The organism is Synoicihabitans lomoniglobus, assembly GCF_029023725.1.
In the GTDB taxonomy this organism is placed as follows: Bacteria; Verrucomicrobiota; Verrucomicrobiia; order Opitutales; family Opitutaceae; genus Actomonas; species Actomonas lomonigloba.
Map to the genome: position 1 here is coordinate 5,483,663 of NZ_CP119075.1, position 16,569 is coordinate 5,500,231.

Genomic DNA, 16,569 nt, shown 5'->3' on the forward strand with positions numbered 1-16,569 from the left:
TCTTATGGCGGATTTGGCAACCACGCGACCTTTTGCCGGTATTGAACGCTTTGGTGATCGGTTGGCGCTCGTGTCGGCCGATGGCCTGACGTTGTCCTATCGGCAATTCACGGCGCAAGCGGATGCGTGGGCGGCCCAACTGGGAACGTCGCGGGGGTTGCTCGTGATCGAAATGTGCAATGCGTTGGAGCCGCTGCTGGCGTGGGTGGGCGCATGCCGGGCGAGGCATCCGACGTTGTTGTTGGCCCCGGGAGCGTTGGATGCCGAACCGCGCTTGCGAGAGGCGTTTCAACCGGAGTGGGAGTTTCGCCGCGAGGGAAGTGCTTGGCTGTTGCAACCCGGCCTGCCGCCGGAGCGAGCACCGGCGTCCCCGCATGCGGAGTTGGCGATGTTATTGCCGACGTCTGGTTCGACGGGCGTGCCGAAGTTGGTGCGGTTGTCGGCGGGCAATGTGGTGAGCAATGCGGAGGCGATCGCATCGTATTTGCAGATCACGCGGGAGGACCGAGCCATCACCTCGTTGCCACCGTATTATTCCTACGGGATGTCCGTGCTCACGTCGCACTGGATGGCGGGTGCCTCGATCGCGTTGACCAGTCATGCGGTGCACGAAGCGCGGTTTTGGACTGATTTTGAAATGGCGGGGGCCACGAGTTTTGCCGGCGTGCCCCTCATGTATGAGACGCTGGAATCGCTCGGCATGTTGGAGCGACCCATCCCGGGACTGCGCACGCTCACCCAGGCGGGCGGACGGCTGGATCCGGCGCGCGTGCGACGCTTCGCGCACTGGGCCCAGCAACAAGGCGCGCGGTTTTATGTGATGTATGGGCAGACGGAGGCGTCGCCGCGCATGACGTTTTTGCCGCCGGAATTGGCGGTGTCGGATCCCGACTGCATTGGCACGCCGATCCCGGGGGGCGCGGTGCGCTTGATGGATGGCGCGGGACGAGAAGTGACCGCCACCGGCGGGGCGGGAGAACTGTGCTACCGCGGTCCCAATGTCATGATGGGTTACGCGCACGATCGGCGCGACCTGGCGCGGGGATGCGAGGTGGGCGAGCTGTGGACCGGCGACATCGTGGAGCGCAACGAAGTGGGTTTGTTGCGAATCGTGGGGCGCGCGAGTCGCTTCGTTAAAGTGGCCGGTATACGGATCGCACTGGATGGACTGGAAGCCGACCTGCGCCGGACAGGCGTGGCGGCGCGGGTGGCCGGCAGTGATGAGCAGATCGTGATCGCGGTGCAGGGTGGGGGCGCGGTGGCGGCGGAACTGCGGGAGACTTGGCGCCGCCGCCTCGCGATCCCGGCGACGAAACTACAGGTGGTCGCGGTGGCGGAATTCCCCGCGTTGGCGAACGGTAAGACCGATTATGCGGCGATCGCGCATGCTGGTGGCGGAGGTGGACGCGGTCCGGGCGACTCGCTGCGGGCGGAGTTGACCGAGATCCTGGGGCGCGAGTCGCTGGTGCTCCACGAGACGTTTGTCGAGGCGGGCGGGGATTCCCTCAACCACGTCGAAGGCGCGATGGCGGTGGAGCGGTTTCACGGGCGACGGGTGCCGGGCTGGGAGAACCTGCCCATCGGAGCCCTGTGTCATGAAGATCCTGATACGAGTGTCGGCCGGGGGCGCGATGATCCCTTGGTGGTGGCGCGTTCCGTGGCGATCTGGTTGGCGATGACGGCGCACGTGGTGTTCAAGTTCGATCTGTGGCGGTTCGTGCCGGGGGTGTTGTTTGTGACCGCGTGGGCGACGCCGTTGTTGCTCACCGTGTTTGGCATGGGGCTGGCCCGTAAGTTCGGGCGAGGTGACGCACCGCCGACCGTGCGTGGTGTGATGCGATGGTGTTGGCCGGTGGCGCTGGTTTATTATGTCACGATCGCGATCACAGTGGCGGCGCAATGGATCGCGCAGGAGATGACGACCGAGCATTTCCTCAAGGCGCTCTACTTCAACGCGGATGGAGTCTACGCGGGGATCTGGATGACCTATTGCTGGATGGTGCTGCTGGCTCCCTTCATCGTGGTGCCGTTGGCCCGGTGGCGGTTGGTGGGCGCGATCCTCGTGTTGGTGGTGCCGTGGAGTTTGTGGCCCTGGCTGCGATCGGCACCGGAGGTTAACTATTTTTGGGGCCACATCGCGGGGTGGGGCAGTGTCACCGGTCCCAGTGTGCTGCATTCCACCACGATGGTGGTCCTCGGTTACATGTGGGGCAACGCGCGCTCGGCGGTGGGACGGCTACTCTGGGTGTGCATTCCGCTTACGGTGGCGATGTTCATGATGTGGTGGCACGTGAGCACGATTGGTTGGGAGTGGTTTTGGCAGCTCGTCGCGTTTCAGGAATACCGGCGCTACAGCCATCCCATGTATTTCGGGTTCGGTGTGATTGGGTCGGTGCTGGCGATCGGTCTGAGTCTGGTGGTCACGCGGTGGTGGCGGGAGTCCACGTTGCGTGACGTGATTTACAGCTTTGGGCGCAATCCGGTCTTTGCGTATACGTTTGGCAATTTGATCCTGATTTTTACCCCGGCGTGGAAACTGGACCTGCGAGGCGGCCTGCTATTTGGCGTTATCTACCTGTTGGGATTGGCGCTGATCACGGACGATGTGGCGCGGTGGGAGCCTCGTTTTTTCGGAAAACTATCCGGCGGATTGCGGTGGCTGCACTTGCGGCTGCTGCAATTGGGCAAACCGCGTTAAGCGAAAAAGTGCCATAATGGGGGCGTGGTGGTGACGTGCGTATGCACATCATAAATACGCCAATGACCCGCAAAAATGCCCCGTCCTAGCTAGAGAGATGAGGAATATTTGTCGTTTTGATAAAATCACATCATCATATGAATCAGATAGATGTGAAATAAATTCATAATACAAATTTTTCTAAACGATTGATAGTCATGGCAGATGAACTGCTAGGGCTTCGTTCGGCTGTGACTCCAAATCACGACCAACTGACGTCCAGACGTTCAAACTAAACAAACTACAAATGACTACTCCTTCGATGAAGAAGCTTGGTGCCATGGCTATTGGTGCCTCTCTCGCCCTCACGTCCTCCGCGGACATTGAGATCAACGACAACCTCAGCCTTTATGGTTATGTTACCGCGACCGCGAGTAACTTCTCCGAGGACTACACCGGTGGTGGCGACAGCGACACCGGTTTGCTCGAGGTTGACTCCATGAAGATCCAGTTGACCGGCACCTACGACAAGACGGTTGGCGTGGTCAGTCTCCACGCCTTCTCCGACTACGAGCCGGTATTCCTCGACATGTATGCCACCTACTCGATCGACGAGGCTTCGAGTCTCACGTTCGGTAAATTCCTCAGCTATCATGGTTATGAGGCCTTCGATTGGCCCAACATGCTCCAGATCTCCTACTCAAACGATCTGGCCGGCTTCATTCCCGCCTACCACTCCGGCATCCGTTATGACTATTCCGCCGATGGTTTCTCGGCCGGTGTGGCGGTGCTCGATTCGGTGTATGGTCCCACCTACTATGAGGGTGACCACGATCTGGGTGACGTCGGCTTTGAGGCGTTCATCAAATACTCGACCGACACCAGCAACTTCTACCTCGGCATTGCCAATGATGGCGACAGCGACACCACGATGTTTGACTTCTGGGCGGATACCACGATCGGGGGCACGCTGGTTGCCGCAGAGTTCATGACGGCTGATGCCAATGGTGCCGACGCCTACTTCTGGTCCCTCCTCGCGATGCCTGATTTCGGTGCCTTCACCACGACCTTCCGCCTCAGTGGTGGTGAGGACGACACCGCCGGCCCCGGCGCTGAGTTCATGAAGTATACGATTTCCCCCGGTATGGCGATCACGGACAACCTGTTCTTCCTCGCGGAATACAGCTACACCGAGTTCGACAACACTGGCGTCGACAGCGCGAGCTACCTCGCGGCGCAGATCGTCTTCACGTTCTAAGCCGGAACGTTTCGTCTGATCCATTCGGCGTGTTCCGAGCCCATGCGTGGGCTCGGGGCACCATTCTGAAGACTATTTGTTTAGTCTCCATCGGTAGAGACCCACGGATGCCTGACATCCCGTCCTGCCACCTCATACCCCCAACCTCCTCCTGAAACTTACTATGAAGTTGTCCAAATTCCTGGCGACCGGCGCTCTTGCCGTCTCCACTCTCTTCACGTCGGCCCAAGCGGCTGACACCGTCAAAGTCGGCGTGCTCCATTCCCTCTCCGGCACGATGGCCATCAGCGAAACTTCGCTGCGCGACATCCTCCTTTTCACCTTCGACGAAATCAACGCCGCCGGTGGTGTGATGGGCAAAATGATCGAACCCGTCGTCGTCGATGGCGCTTCCGATTGGCCTCTCTTCGCGGAAAAAGCCAAGCAATTGCTGGAACAGGACAAGGTCGCCGTGACCTTCGGCTGCTGGACCTCCGTTTCCCGCAAATCCGTGCTTCCGGTCTATGAGAAGAACAACGGTCTCTTGTTCTACCCCGTGCAATACGAGGGTGAAGAAGAGAGCCAAAACGTATTCTACACTGCCGAGGCCGTTAACCAGCAGGCCACGCCCGCCGTCGATTACCTACTCGAACAAGGTTACACCAAGTTCTACCTGCTCGGCACCGATTATGTCTACCCGCAGACCACCAACCTCGTCCTCCTCGAGTATCTCCTGAGCAAGGGCGTGCCGATCGAGAACATCGGCGGTGGTTTCCGTAAGGACGAGTCCGGTAAGATCATCTCCGCCGGCAAATACACCGGCTTTGGTCACACCGACTACCAGCAGATCATTTCCGAGATCAAACAGTTCGCCGCCGGTGGTGGCGCCGCCGTCGTGAGCACGCTCAACGGCGACACCAACGTGCCGTTTTTCAAGGAATACGCCGCCGCCGGTCTTTCCGCCGAGACCTGCCCGGTCGTCTCCTTCTCCATCTCGGAGGATGAGTTCCGCGGTCTTCCGGCCGACCAACTCGTCGGTCAACTCGGTTGCTGGACCTACTTCCAGTCCATCGAGTCCGAGGCCAATGAAAAATTCGTGGCCGACTTCAAGGCCTGGTTGGCCAAGAGCAACCTCACCGGCCTCGTCAAGGAAGGTCGCGTGACCTGCTCGCCGATGGTGCTCAGCTACAACGGCGTTTACCTCTGGAAAGCCGCCGTCGAAAAGGCCGGTTCGTTCGATGTCGACAAGGTGCGCGCCGCGCTCAAGAGCGGCCTGTCCTTCGACGGCCCGGGCGGCACGGTGACGACGCAGCCCAACATGCATCTCACCAAAAACGTGTTTATCGGTGAGACCAAGTCCAACGGGCAGTTCGAGATCCTCGAGGAGTTCGACGACGTCTACGGCGAGCCTTGGCTCAAGGGTAAGTTCAAGTAAGGACGCCCCTTCACTTTACGGACGTTTATTCAGTCTTCCGTCCGTGAATCTGTAGTTCCGGGGTGGGCTTTAGTCGGCCCACCCCGCTTCGGTTTTGGCACGGTTCCAGCAGAGAAGAATTCGAATGAAATTCATTCACATCATACCCCGATTGTTGATTTACGCCGGCGCGGTGCTCGCATTTCAGCCGCTCAGTGCCCAATCCGCCAAGGAGACGGTGATCGAGGCGATGTTGGCGGCCAATGATCGCGAGAAACGTGAGATCATCGGCGAACTGGCGGGCGACGGAGACCCCGTTATCGCCGAGCTTTTTGACGCTTGGAAAGCCGATGAGCTGTTCATCTACACGACCAGCGAGGGCGACCGCGTTCCCGTGCGGGTCCCGGGCGGTCGCGATGCGTTTGAGACGGCGGAGCCGTATTCACTTTTAACCGACGCGCCGCTGGTGGATGCCGCCGGTGCGGCCGTGATGCCCACCCGCGACAATCTCGATCGTGTGCGCCACAACAACCGGCTGCGTCGCGCCATGAAAGAGGTGCTCGATTTGATCGACCTCGGCTCGCCCGATCCGGCGAAGCGGCTGCAGGCCGTGCAGACGATCGGTTTCTCCCGCGACTTGGAGAAACTCCCCATTTTGCAGAAGCGGCTGACGGTGGAAAAGGACTCCAACGTCCACCAAGCCACCCGCCAGTCCATTGCCTTGCTCCAGCTCAGTCAGGACGATCTCGCGGTTAAAATCGCGGCGGTGAAGGAGATGGAGGCCATTCACAGTCTGTCCGGCTACGACGCGCTCCTGGCGGTGCAGTCCGAAGCCCAGCAAGCAAAACAACCGGAACTGGTCGCCGCCGCCACCAAGGCACTCGCGGCCATCGACCGTCACCGTTCGGTGGTGGATTTTGTGGGCACGATTTTTCGCGGACTCAGTCTCGGTAGCATCCTTCTGGTCGTCGCGCTCGGGCTCGCCATCACGTTTGGGTTGATGGGGGTGATCAATATGGCGCACGGCGAAATGATCGCCGTCGGTGCTTACACGACTTATCTCGTGCAAAACGTGTTTGGCGCGGGCGTGGTGATTCCCGCTTTCGGGCTGAGTGTGTCCATCCCGGGCATGAATCTGGAGGGCTGGGCCTATTCGCTCTACTTCATCGCCGCCATTCCGCTGAGCTTTATCATGGCGGCGTTGGTGGGCATCGCGCTCGAGCGCGGCATCATTCAATTCCTTTACCGACGGCCGCTCGAGAGTTTACTCGCGACGTGGGGTGTATCGCTCGTTTTGCAGCAGGTGTTCCGGCTCATGTTTGGAGCCAACAACGTGCAGGTCTCCAGTCCGGCCTACTTGAGTGGGAACTGGACGGTGGCCGACATCGTGTTCGGTTGGAACCGCGTCTTCGTGATCGGCTTTGCCGTGCTGATCGTCTTCGGCGTATGGCTGGCACTCAATAAGACGTCGTTGGGTTTGCTCATCCGCGCCGTGATGCAGAACCGGGGCATGGCGTCGCACATGGGCGTGCGCACCACGCGGGTCAACATGCTCACGTTTGGTCTGGGCAGCGGACTCGCCGGACTCGCCGGAGCGTTTCTCAGCCAAATCGGCAACGTCGGTCCGTCGCTCGGTCAATCCTACATCGTCGATTCGTTCATGGTCGTGGTGGTGGGCGGGGTGGGGAACATCCTCGGCACGGTCATCAGCGCGTTTGGCATCGGCGGCATTGACCAAGTGCTGCAGCAATACCTGCCGGCGTGGGCACCGGGACTGGGATGGGTGCCGCTCTTCGGCAGTTTCCTCCAAAACCTCGCGCAGGATTCGTCGGTCTTTGGCAAGATCCTCGTGCTGGCCTTCATCATTCTATTCCTGCAATGGCGCCCGGCCGGGATCTTCGCCACGCGTGGCCGCCAACTTGAGGATTAAGCCGTGATACCGCAGCCCAACAACGCTCGTCTGAAGACCGAGATCATCATCGCCGGGATCATCGCGTTTGTGATGTTGATCCTGCTGCCCGTGCTCAACGCGCAGGGCGTGATCAGCAACTTCACCATCAACCTGTGGGGTAAATATCTCAGCTATGCGCTGCTCGCGATCTCGGTCGATATGCTCTGGGGCTACACCGGTTTGCTCAGTCTCGGCCAGGCGCTCTTTTTCTCCCTAGGGGGCTACATGCACGGCATGTATCTCATGCGCATGATCGGCACCCTCGGCCAATACCAGCAGCCGATCCCCGATTTCCTCGTGTTTCTCGGTTGGAAAGAGCTGCCGAGTTTCTGGGTGCCGTTTTCCAGCTTCCCCTTCGCGTTCGGCATGGTGCTGTTGGTGCCGGGTATCGTGGCGGGAATCTTTGGCTACTTCGCCTTCCGCTCGCGCATCAAGGGCGTGTATTTCTCGATCCTCACGCAGGCGCTGACCTACGCGGCCTCGATCATGTTTTTCCGCAACAACCTGCTGCTCGGCGGCAACAACGGGTTCACGGATTTCAAGTTCATCCTCGGGTTCGATATTCTCAGCGCCGGCACCCAGCGCGGGCTCTACATTGCCACCGGCGTCACGTTGCTGGGCGTCTACGCGTTGTGCCGTTGGTTGAGCCGCACGAAGTTTGGCCTCGTGCAACGCGCCATCCGCGATGGTGAAAACCGCGTGCTTTTCAGCGGGTATGCCGCCGCGGACTACAAGCTGTTTGTCTTCGTCTTCTCGGCCTTGATCGCCTCGGTCGCGGGCGCGCTCTATGTCCCGCAGGTCGGCATCATTAATCCCGGGGAAATGATTCCGGCCAAGTCGCTCGAAGCCGTGGTCTGGGTGGCGGTGGGCGGTCGGGGCACCTTGCTCGGCCCCATCCTCGGGGCGGTGGCGATCAACATGCTCAAGAGTTGGACGACCCGCGCCTACCCCGACATGTGGCTGCTCATTCTTGGCGGACTCTTCATCCTCGTGGTCGTGTTCCTGCCGGGCGGACTCGTCAGCCTGCCGCAACGCCTCAAGCCGGTTTGGACCCGGATTCGTGGTTGGTTCGGCCAGTCGTCCTCCACTGCCCCGACCGAATAACGTCTCCCTTTACGCCGCATGTCGCACCCGATCCTCAACGTCGAAGATGTCTCCAAAAGCTACGATGGCTTCAAGGCGATCTCTGGCCTCAATTTCTACCTCTTCAAGGGTGAGCTGCGCACCGTCATTGGACCCAACGGCGCCGGTAAATCCACCTTCTTCGATTTGATCACCGGCCGCGCCAAACCCGATGTCGGCAAGATCGAGTTTGGCGATCACGACCTTACCCAACTCAACGAGTTTCAGATCAACCGACTCGGCATCGGCCGCAAGTTCCAGACCCCATCGGTGTATTCCAACCACACCGTTTGGGAGAACCTCCTGCTCTCGCTCAGTGGCACCCGCGGCGTGTTTGCGTCCCTGTTTTTTAAGCTCTCCTCCGACCAAAGCGATCGTATCGACGAGTTGCTCAAACTCATCCGGCTTGATGACAAACGCGACTGGAAGGCGGGGGCGCTCGCCCACGGGGAAAAGCAATGGCTCGAAATCGGCATGCTGCTCGCGTCCGACCCCGAGGTGTTGCTCATCGACGAGCCGGCGGCGGGCATGACCGACGAGGAAACCCATCGCACCGGCGAGCTCCTTCTTTCGCTTGCCGGTCAGCACAGTCTGGTCGTCGTCGAACACGACATGACCTTCGTCAAACAGATCGCGCAGGACACCGCCGTCACCGTGCTGCACCAGGGCTCCGTCCTGTTCGAAGGCAAGTTTGACGAAGTGCAAGCCAACCAAAAGGTCCGCGAAGTCTACCTCGGCCGCGGCAAACACGAACCCTGACCGATCGACCCGACCATGGTGGCCCCTTCCTCTACACCCGTCCTTTCCATCACCGCCCTCGAAACCGACATCGGCGGTTCGCGCATCCTGCGCGGGTTTGATCTCAAGGTCGACGCCGGCGAAGTCGTGGCACTCATGGGCCGCAACGGTGTGGGCAAAACCACCACGCTCCGGTCCATCACCGGCGGACTGCCGGTCCGCGCCGGGAACATCACCCTCGCCGGACAACCCATTCACCGCCTGTCGGCCGACGCCCGCGCTCGCCTCGGCATCGGTTACGTGCCGCAGGGCCGGGACATTTTTCCGCTGCTCACGGTGGAGGAGAACCTGCGCGTGGGACTCGTGGTGCACGGCATCAAGGGCAAGGCCGCCGCCTCTGCGCTCGGACGTGTCTACGATCTGTTTCCGGTCTTGAAGGAAATGCTCAGCCGCAAAGGCGGCGTGCTCTCCGGTGGCCAGCAGCAACAACTCGCCATCGGGCGCGCCCTGCTCACTAACCCGAAGCTGCTCATTCTCGACGAGCCCACCGAAGGCATCCAGCCGTCGATCATCGACCAGATTGGTGACACGCTAAAGAAGCTCAAAGTCAGCACCCGCACCGAAGAGGAGCAAACGTCCGAAGGCCGCAAAGAAGCCGCCGAGATCATGGAGGCGGTCCGCAAACTTCGCGAAGAACACGCCCTCGCTATCCTATTGGTCGAGCAATACGTCGACTTCTGCCGCGAGGTTGCCGATCGTTTTTACGCTATGGATCGCGGCACCATCACCGCTTCCGGTGCCATCGCTGCCCTCACCGACGAAGTCGTCGCCACCCACCTCCAAGTCTGACTGCTGCCACTCCGATGTTTTCATTTTCACAGAAGGCAACGAAGAGAACGAAGCCACGCCGAAGCTGGGTTTTACGGGAGGTAACGGAGTTAAACAGAGCCACGCCGCATTTCAGTTTTGATTCCCCTGCAGGAGTTCCAGCTATCTTTGTGCCCTTCGTTGCCTTCTGTAAAAACCATGCAAGCTGATGGCTCTGTTAACCTCTGTTGCCTCCTGTAAGAACAGCGTGCTGATCAAATCTCATCGTTTGCATCCCTAAAACTTTCCCGGCTGACCGCTCATGCATTTAACCCCTCGTGAACGCGAAAAACTCATCATCGTCGTTGCGGCCGATCTCGCTCGCCGCCGCCAGGCCCGCGGCTTGAAGCTCAACCATCCCGAGGCCGTCGCCATCATCACCTACGAGATCATCGAGGGCGCGCGCGACGGCAAATCCGTGGCCGAGCTCATGAGCTACGGCACCACGATTCTCAAGGTCGACGACGTCATGGAAGGCGTGGCCGATATGATCCACGACGTGCAGGTCGAAGCCACCTTCCCCGACGGCACCAAACTCGTCACCGTCCACCAACCCATTCGATGAAGACGCCATGATCCCCGGTGAAATCATTCCCGCTGCGGGCCCGGATATTCCGGCCAATCCCGGTCTCGAAACGGTCACGCTCGATGTAACCAATTCGGGCGATCGGCCGGTCCAAGTCGGCTCACATTTTCACTTCTTCGAATCGAACGACCAACTCGGTTTCGATCGCGCCGCCGCCCGCGGCTTTCGCCTTAACATCCCCGCCGGCACCGCCGTGCGTTTCGAGGCCGGCGACACCAAAACCGTCGAACTCGTCGCCCTCGCCGGCACCCGCGAAGTCTACGGCCTCAACGCCAAAATCAACGGCCCCTTGTAAGCGCTTTTTTTAACCACGGATGAACACAGATGGCTCCACTACCGTTACGCGATGGAACCAGAGGAAATGGGTTTTTGATCTGTGTTTATCTGTGTCCATCTGTGGTTAAAAAAACAGCGTCTCGTCCCAGCCTCGTTCCAGTCACATGCCTCTCAATCTTTCCCGCCGCCAATACGCTGAGATGTTCGGTCCGACCACGGGTGACCGCGTGCGTCTCGCCGATACCGAACTGTTCATCGAAGTCGAACGCGACCTCATCGCCGAAGGCGGTGGTTACGGCAACGAGATCAAATTTGGCGGCGGCAAAGTCATCCGCGATGGCATGGGGCAATCGTCCACCGCCTCCGATGCGGAGTCGCTCGATTTGGTCATCACCAACGCCACCATCATCGACCCGATCCTCGGCGTCATCAAAGCCGACATCGGCGTCAAACAGGGCATCATTGTCGGCATCGGTCACGCGGGTAATCCTGGCATCCAAAGCGGCATCGGCTCCGTCTATGCCGACCCCAAGACGGGCAAAAAAGATCCCATGATTGTCGGGGCCGGCACCGAGGCGCTTGCCGCCGAGGGCTGCATCGTCACCGCCGGCGGTATCGATTCGCACATCCACTTTATCTGCCCGCAGCAGATCGACGAAGCTATCAGCTCCGGACTCACCACCATGCTCGGCGGCGGCACGGGACCGGCGCACGGCACGCTCGCCACGACCTGCACACCCGGTGCGTGGAACATCCACCGCATGCTCGAAGCGGCCGAGGCTTACCCGATCAACCTCGGTTTCCTCGGCAAGGGTAACTGCTCCACACCCGATCCGCTCCGCGAGCAAGTAAAGGCTGGCGCACTCGGTCTCAAACTGCACGAAGACTGGGGCACCACGCCCGCCGCGATCGATACCTGTCTCGGCGTGGCGGAGGAGTTCGACGTCCAAGTCGCGATTCACACCGACACCCTCAACGAAGCCGGCTTCGTCGAGTCGACTCTCGCCGCGTTCAAGGGGCGCACGATCCACACCTACCACTCCGAAGGCGCGGGTGGGGGACACGCGCCCGACATCATCCGCGTCTGTGGCGAGCCCAACGTTCTGCCGTCGTCGACCAACCCGACACGTCCCTTCACGGTCAACACCATCGACGAGCATCTCGACATGCTCATGGTCTGCCATCACCTCGATTCGAAGATTCCGGAGGACGTTTCGTTTGCCGAATCTCGCATCCGCCCCGAGACCATCGCGGCCGAAGACCGGCTCCATGATCTCGGCGCGATCTCCATGATGTCATCCGACTCCCAGGCGATGGGCCGCATTGGCGAAGTGATCTGCCGCACGTGGCAGACGGCGCACAAAATGAAGGTGCAGTTCGGCCAACTCCCATCGACCGCGCATCCCGCCGCCGACAACTTCCGCGTGCTGCGTTACATTGCGAAATACACCATCAACCCGGCGATCACGCACGGCATGAGCCACATCATCGGTTCCATCGGCATCGGTAAACTCGCTGATCTGGTCATGTTCAAACCCGCCTTCTTCGGCGTGAAACCGGAGCTCGTGCTCAAAGGCGGCTTCATCGCGTGGGCCAACATGGGCGACCCGAATGCGTCAATTCCCACGCCGCAGCCCACTTTCTATCGACCGATGTTCGGAGCCGCAGGTAAAGCGCTGGGCCGCACCTGCCTCACATTTGTCAGTGAAGCTTCGCTCGACTCGGCCACAGGTCCGAAGCAGCTCGACCTCTCGCGCCGCCTTGAACCCGTCAGCGCGTGTCGCTCCGTGGGCAAGGCCGACATGGTGCACAACGACGCCATGCCCAAAATCGAAGTCGATTCGGAGACCTACACCGTCAAAGCCGACGGCGTGCACCTCACCTGCGAACCGGCCAAAGTCCTGCCCCTTGCTCAAAGGTATTTCCTATTCTAAGTTCCTCAAAGGGGGACATCTGCCGCCGCAGCCTTAAGAGTGAAATCGGAGAACTGTCCCACGGGCATTCAATCCGAGGAAATGATGTTAGCTAGATAAGGCACAAGATGCTCAAAACTTGGCGACCGCGCAGTGATTCCTTTTTGAGCCTGTTGGGCTTTTTGTGGCCATGACGTTGCTTGAAACGTTCTGAGCACGCGCTTCGACTAACTAGGCAAAGCGATTCGAGGAATTCGGACAAAAAGTTGGCCGGCCACCTACCCCTAAGTGACCGGCCATTGTTTTTCTGAGTTACCTCAAAATATCCCCGCTAAGCGGGAACGGGAGAAAGCTCGCACAGCTTTGCGCGGTCGTCAAATCGAAAGTAGGGGTATTACCCTAATATTAATGTAATTTCTAGGGAAAGGGTTAATAAGATGATGAAAATAAATGAGTTATGATCGGTAAAATTTATCCGAAATTTTCTTAAACGAAACCATTCATATACGATTTTTCCGCCAAGGAGGGGTTTGACGGTCGAAATGAGATGGGTGATCGAGCGAATTTCGGACCGGAATTGAGCCGCTGCACACCCGGATTCCTACCTCTGGTTTAGGTTCCGGCCGTGGCACAGACCGTGCTTTCGCTAGCCGACCATTCGTAACACGAATCACTAAAAACGTAGCACTCGATGAATTCCACTTCTCGCTTTCTCCCCCGTCGCCTTGTTGTCGCGACTGCCGTTTTCGGCCTGCTGTTTACCACTCTTTCCGCCGCTCCCCTCAAGGTCGCTTACAGCGACTGGCCGGGTTGGACGGCTTTCGCCATCGCCGAACAAAAAGGCTGGTTTGCTGAAGCCGGCATCGAGGTGGAAATGCTTTGGTTTGAATACGTGCCGTCGATGGACGCCTTCGCGGCGGGCCAGGTCGATGCCGTCATGATGACGAACGGCGACGCGTTGGTCACCGGGTCGACCGGTGCGGCCAATGTCATGATTCTCGTGACCGACTATTCCAATGGTAACGATATGGTCGTGGCGCAGCCCGGTATCAGCTCTCTCAAGGATTTGAAGGGCAAAAAAATCGGCGTGGAGATCGGCTTCGTTGATCACTTGCTCCTGCTCAACGGCCTCAAAAAAGCGGGCATGTCCGAAAGCGATGTTGAGCTCGTCAACACGCCTACCGACCAAACCCCGCAAGTGCTCGCGTCGGGCCAGATTTCGGCCATCGCCGCGTGGCAGCCCAACTCCGGTGCCGCGCTCAAGGCGGTCGCCGGCTCCAAGCCGATCTACACCAGCGCCGATGAGCCGGGACTCATTTACGACATGGTGGCGGTATCTCCCCAAAGTCTCGCTTCGTCGCGCGCCGACTGGGTGAAGTTTATCAAGGTGTGGGACAAAATCGTCGCTTACTTGGCCGATCCCAAAACGCGGTCGGACGGCATTGCCATCATGGCCGCACGGGCGGGCGTTGATCCGGCGGAATACGCCGCGTTCATGAGTGGGACGCAGTTGGTATCGCTCAAAGAAGGCACCAAATTCATGGCCAGCAAATCAGACGGTTTTGATTCGGTCATGGGATCCACCAAGATTGCCGATGAGTTTAATGTCGCCAACGAGGTTTACGCCGAGTCGCTCGATCTGGGCTCCTACATTGATGCTTCGCTGATGCTTGAAGCCACCGGGATGTAGGCGGTTCTCGGAATGCGAAGCTGCATGATCATCCTGTCCGCTTATTACGAGACATGGGGAGGGACCGGCTCCCGCCGGTCCGCAGTAACCCGGGCCAGGCAGGGCGGCAACGATGTGGACGACCGGGAGGTCGTCCCTCCCCAAGCCTGATGCCACGCGAGTCTTGGCTAGCCGTCCAGAAGCCGCTGCCGTCCGCGCGACGGTGGCCGCTCTGGGCATTGTCGTTTCTGCTGCCTTTGGCGGTGTGGAGCGCGGTGAGCTATGTGCCTTTTCTGTGGCATCCCATGATCAAGGTGGAGACGTCGGGCGCGGTGACCTGGCTCAAACCGGGCACGCTGATCGAACGGGAACAGTTTGCTCACCAGGTGGAGCAGGCGGTCGCCCAAGGCGGCGAAGCACCCACGGGGGGGCGGGCGAATCCGATTTATCTGCCTGCGCCACACCGAGTCGGCCGCGCCCTCTACACGGCGTTCACCACCAAGCCCGCGATCCGCGCCGATGTTTGGTTACACGAAAGTTTATGGAGCAGTATCCAGACGATTTTCTGGGGATTTACGCTGTCGTCTCTCATCGGGGTTCCGCTCGGTATTTTATGCGGATCGTTCGCGAGTGTCTCGCGGGTGACGGAACCGTTTGTCGACTTTGTGCGCTACATGCCGGCTCCGGTTTTCGGCGCGCTCATGGTGGCGGTGTGGGGCATCTATCAGGAGCCCAAGATCGCGATCATTTTCATCGGCACGTTTTTTCAGCAGGTGTTGGTGGTGTCCAATACCGTGCGCAAGGTCGACCCGGCGTTGATTGAGGCCGCGCAAACTTTGGGCGCAAAAAATCGTCACTTGCTCATGCGTGTCATCGTGCCGGCGAGCTTGCCCGATCTCTACAACGACCTGCGCATCCTGCTCGGTTGGGCGTGGACCTATCTGATCGTTGCCGAGGTGATCGGCGTGAGCTCCGGCATCACGTTTTTTATCAACCAACAAGCGAAGTATCGGAACTTTGAAAACGTCTACGCAGCCATTTTCATCATCGGGCTGATTGGTCTGCTCACCGATCAAGTGCTGGGTTTCGTCGGCGCGCGCCTGTTCGGTTGGCGCACGCTCAAGCCCAGTCGCCTGCGAACGCTGTGGCAGCGGTTTTTCAGCGATCGCTACATCACGCTCTGGCCCGAGCGGGTTACTCGGAAAGGGGACGTGTGAATCCTACCGATGTAAAACTACCCGATTACCGCACGCAGGTCCCTGCGGTGGCGGCGCGATTTCAAAAACTCAAACAGCGACCGGTCGTGCTCGAGGTCGAACGGTTGGGGCGGCAGTTTGCCGCCAGCGACGGTGGCGTGATCACGGCCTTGAAAGATATCAATTTTCAAGTCCACCGGCGCGAGTTCCTGACCGTCATCGGTCCGTCGGGCTGCGGTAAATCGACGCTCATCCGACTCGTGGCCGGACTCGACCACCCAACGTCGGGCCGCATGCTCCTCGACGGGCAGGAAGTCAGGGGACCGGGCCCTGATCGCGGTATGGTTTTCCAGGGCTACACGCTCTTCCCCTGGCTCACGGTTACGGAGAACATCATGTTCGGGCTCAAGCTGCGCGGTCACAGCGAATCCAAAGCACGTCGTGAGGCGTTGCAATGGGTCGATCTCGTCGGACTCACGCGCTGCAAGGACCAGTATCCCGTGCAACTTTCCGGGGGCATGAAGCAACGCGCCGCCATCGCTCGCGCCCTCGCCAACGGGCCCCGCATCCTGCTCATGGATGAACCCTTCGGTGCCCTCGACGCCCAGACGCGCGCGCAAATGCAGGCCCATCTCATGGAGATCTGGCGCAACGTCGATGTGACCATTCTGTTCATCACCCACGACCTCGACGAAGCCATTCTGCTGGCCGATCGCATCCTCGTCTTGAAACCGCACCCGGGCGAAGTGCAGGAACTCATCGAGGTGCCCGTGTCCCGGCCACGCGAAGTGGGTCGTTTTCACTGCCCGGAGTTTTTAGCCACCCGCCAACATCTTGATGATCTCATCCATCCGCCGGTCTCGGTCGAAGCGGATCCCCTGCCCATTGTGCGCCTCACCGCCGTGGGGGATGACGTCGAGTGA

13 protein-coding genes are annotated in these 16,569 nt (G+C 59.7%); all 13 read left to right on the forward strand.

The genetic code is table 11. The features are described 5' to 3' along the window. Positions 1–4: 4 nt before the first annotated feature. The 13 genes from PXH66_RS21290 to PXH66_RS21350 all read left to right on the forward strand — a co-directional run bounded on the left by PXH66_RS21290 (position 5) and on the right by PXH66_RS21350 (position 16,569). On the forward strand, positions 5–2,698 hold the full coding sequence (locus tag PXH66_RS21290) for a non-ribosomal peptide synthetase (protein WP_330932141.1): 2,694 nt from the start codon (positions 5–7) through the stop codon (positions 2,696–2,698). Between the two features lie 286 nt (positions 2,699–2,984). Further along, positions 2,985–3,935 (forward strand): outer membrane beta-barrel protein, encoded by a 951-nt coding sequence (locus PXH66_RS21295; protein ID WP_330931842.1) that lies wholly within the window; start codon positions 2,985–2,987, stop codon positions 3,933–3,935. A 163-nt stretch (positions 3,936–4,098) separates the two neighbouring features. Continuing rightward, positions 4,099–5,349: an urea ABC transporter substrate-binding protein gene (urtA, locus tag PXH66_RS21300; protein ID WP_330931841.1), complete on the forward strand. Its 1,251-nt coding sequence runs from the start codon at positions 4,099–4,101 to the stop codon at positions 5,347–5,349. A gap of 124 nt (positions 5,350–5,473) precedes the next feature. Next, the gene (gene urtB / locus PXH66_RS21305) at positions 5,474–7,258 is read left to right on the forward strand and encodes an urea ABC transporter permease subunit UrtB (protein WP_330931840.1); all 1,785 of its coding nucleotides are present in this window, start codon (positions 5,474–5,476) and stop codon (positions 7,256–7,258) included. 72 nt (positions 7,259–7,330) lie between these two features. Beyond that, positions 7,331–8,383, forward strand: coding sequence for an urea ABC transporter permease subunit UrtC (gene urtC / locus PXH66_RS21310; RefSeq protein ID WP_345781758.1), 1,053 nt, complete (start codon positions 7,331–7,333; stop codon positions 8,381–8,383). 18 nt (positions 8,384–8,401) lie between these two features. Then, positions 8,402–9,160: an urea ABC transporter ATP-binding protein UrtD gene (gene urtD, locus PXH66_RS21315; protein ID WP_330931838.1), complete on the forward strand. Its 759-nt coding sequence runs from the start codon at positions 8,402–8,404 to the stop codon at positions 9,158–9,160. Positions 9,161–9,175: 15 nt separating this feature from the next. Continuing rightward, a complete protein-coding gene (locus PXH66_RS21320; RefSeq protein ID WP_330931837.1) occupies positions 9,176–9,988 on the forward strand; it encodes an ATP-binding cassette domain-containing protein in 813 nt (270 codons plus the stop codon). Between the two features lie 280 nt (positions 9,989–10,268). Beyond that, a complete protein-coding gene (locus tag PXH66_RS21325; protein WP_330931836.1) occupies positions 10,269–10,571 on the forward strand; it encodes an urease subunit gamma in 303 nt (100 codons plus the stop codon). 7 nt (positions 10,572–10,578) lie between these two features. Continuing rightward, a complete protein-coding gene (locus PXH66_RS21330; RefSeq protein WP_330931835.1) occupies positions 10,579–10,887 on the forward strand; it encodes an urease subunit beta in 309 nt (102 codons plus the stop codon). Positions 10,888–11,032: 145 nt separating this feature from the next. Continuing rightward, positions 11,033–12,802 (forward strand): urease subunit alpha, encoded by a 1,770-nt coding sequence (ureC, locus tag PXH66_RS21335; protein WP_330931834.1) that lies wholly within the window; start codon positions 11,033–11,035, stop codon positions 12,800–12,802. 670 nt (positions 12,803–13,472) lie between these two features. After that, on the forward strand, positions 13,473–14,471 hold the full coding sequence (locus tag PXH66_RS21340) for an ABC transporter substrate-binding protein (RefSeq protein WP_330931833.1): 999 nt from the start codon (positions 13,473–13,475) through the stop codon (positions 14,469–14,471). A gap of 149 nt (positions 14,472–14,620) precedes the next feature. Continuing rightward, the gene (locus tag PXH66_RS21345) at positions 14,621–15,667 is read left to right on the forward strand and encodes an ABC transporter permease (protein ID WP_330931832.1); all 1,047 of its coding nucleotides are present in this window, start codon (positions 14,621–14,623) and stop codon (positions 15,665–15,667) included. Then, a complete protein-coding gene (locus PXH66_RS21350) occupies positions 15,664–16,569 on the forward strand; it encodes an ABC transporter ATP-binding protein (RefSeq protein WP_330931831.1) in 906 nt (301 codons plus the stop codon). The genes PXH66_RS21345 and PXH66_RS21350 overlap by 4 nt, the downstream gene beginning before the upstream one ends.

Excerpts from the sequence above, each read along its gene's own strand:
- PXH66_RS21290 (WP_330932141.1), top strand. The coding sequence starts at position 5 with ATGGCGGATTTGGCAACCACGCGACCTTTTGCCGGTATTGAACGCTTT.
- PXH66_RS21295 (WP_330931842.1), top strand. The coding sequence starts at position 2,985 with ATGACTACTCCTTCGATGAAGAAGCTTGGTGCCATGGCTATTGGTGCC.
- urtA (WP_330931841.1), top strand. The coding sequence starts at position 4,099 with ATGAAGTTGTCCAAATTCCTGGCGACCGGCGCTCTTGCCGTCTCCACT.
- urtB (WP_330931840.1), top strand. The coding sequence starts at position 5,474 with ATGAAATTCATTCACATCATACCCCGATTGTTGATTTACGCCGGCGCG.
- urtC (WP_345781758.1), top strand. The coding sequence starts at position 7,331 with ATGTTGATCCTGCTGCCCGTGCTCAACGCGCAGGGCGTGATCAGCAAC.
- urtD (WP_330931838.1), top strand. The coding sequence starts at position 8,402 with ATGTCGCACCCGATCCTCAACGTCGAAGATGTCTCCAAAAGCTACGAT.
- PXH66_RS21320 (WP_330931837.1), top strand. The coding sequence starts at position 9,176 with ATGGTGGCCCCTTCCTCTACACCCGTCCTTTCCATCACCGCCCTCGAA.
- PXH66_RS21325 (WP_330931836.1), top strand. The coding sequence starts at position 10,269 with ATGCATTTAACCCCTCGTGAACGCGAAAAACTCATCATCGTCGTTGCG.
- PXH66_RS21330 (WP_330931835.1), top strand. The coding sequence starts at position 10,579 with ATGATCCCCGGTGAAATCATTCCCGCTGCGGGCCCGGATATTCCGGCC.
- ureC (WP_330931834.1), top strand. The coding sequence starts at position 11,033 with ATGCCTCTCAATCTTTCCCGCCGCCAATACGCTGAGATGTTCGGTCCG.
- PXH66_RS21340 (WP_330931833.1), top strand. The coding sequence starts at position 13,473 with ATGAATTCCACTTCTCGCTTTCTCCCCCGTCGCCTTGTTGTCGCGACT.
- PXH66_RS21345 (WP_330931832.1), top strand. The coding sequence starts at position 14,621 with ATGCCACGCGAGTCTTGGCTAGCCGTCCAGAAGCCGCTGCCGTCCGCG.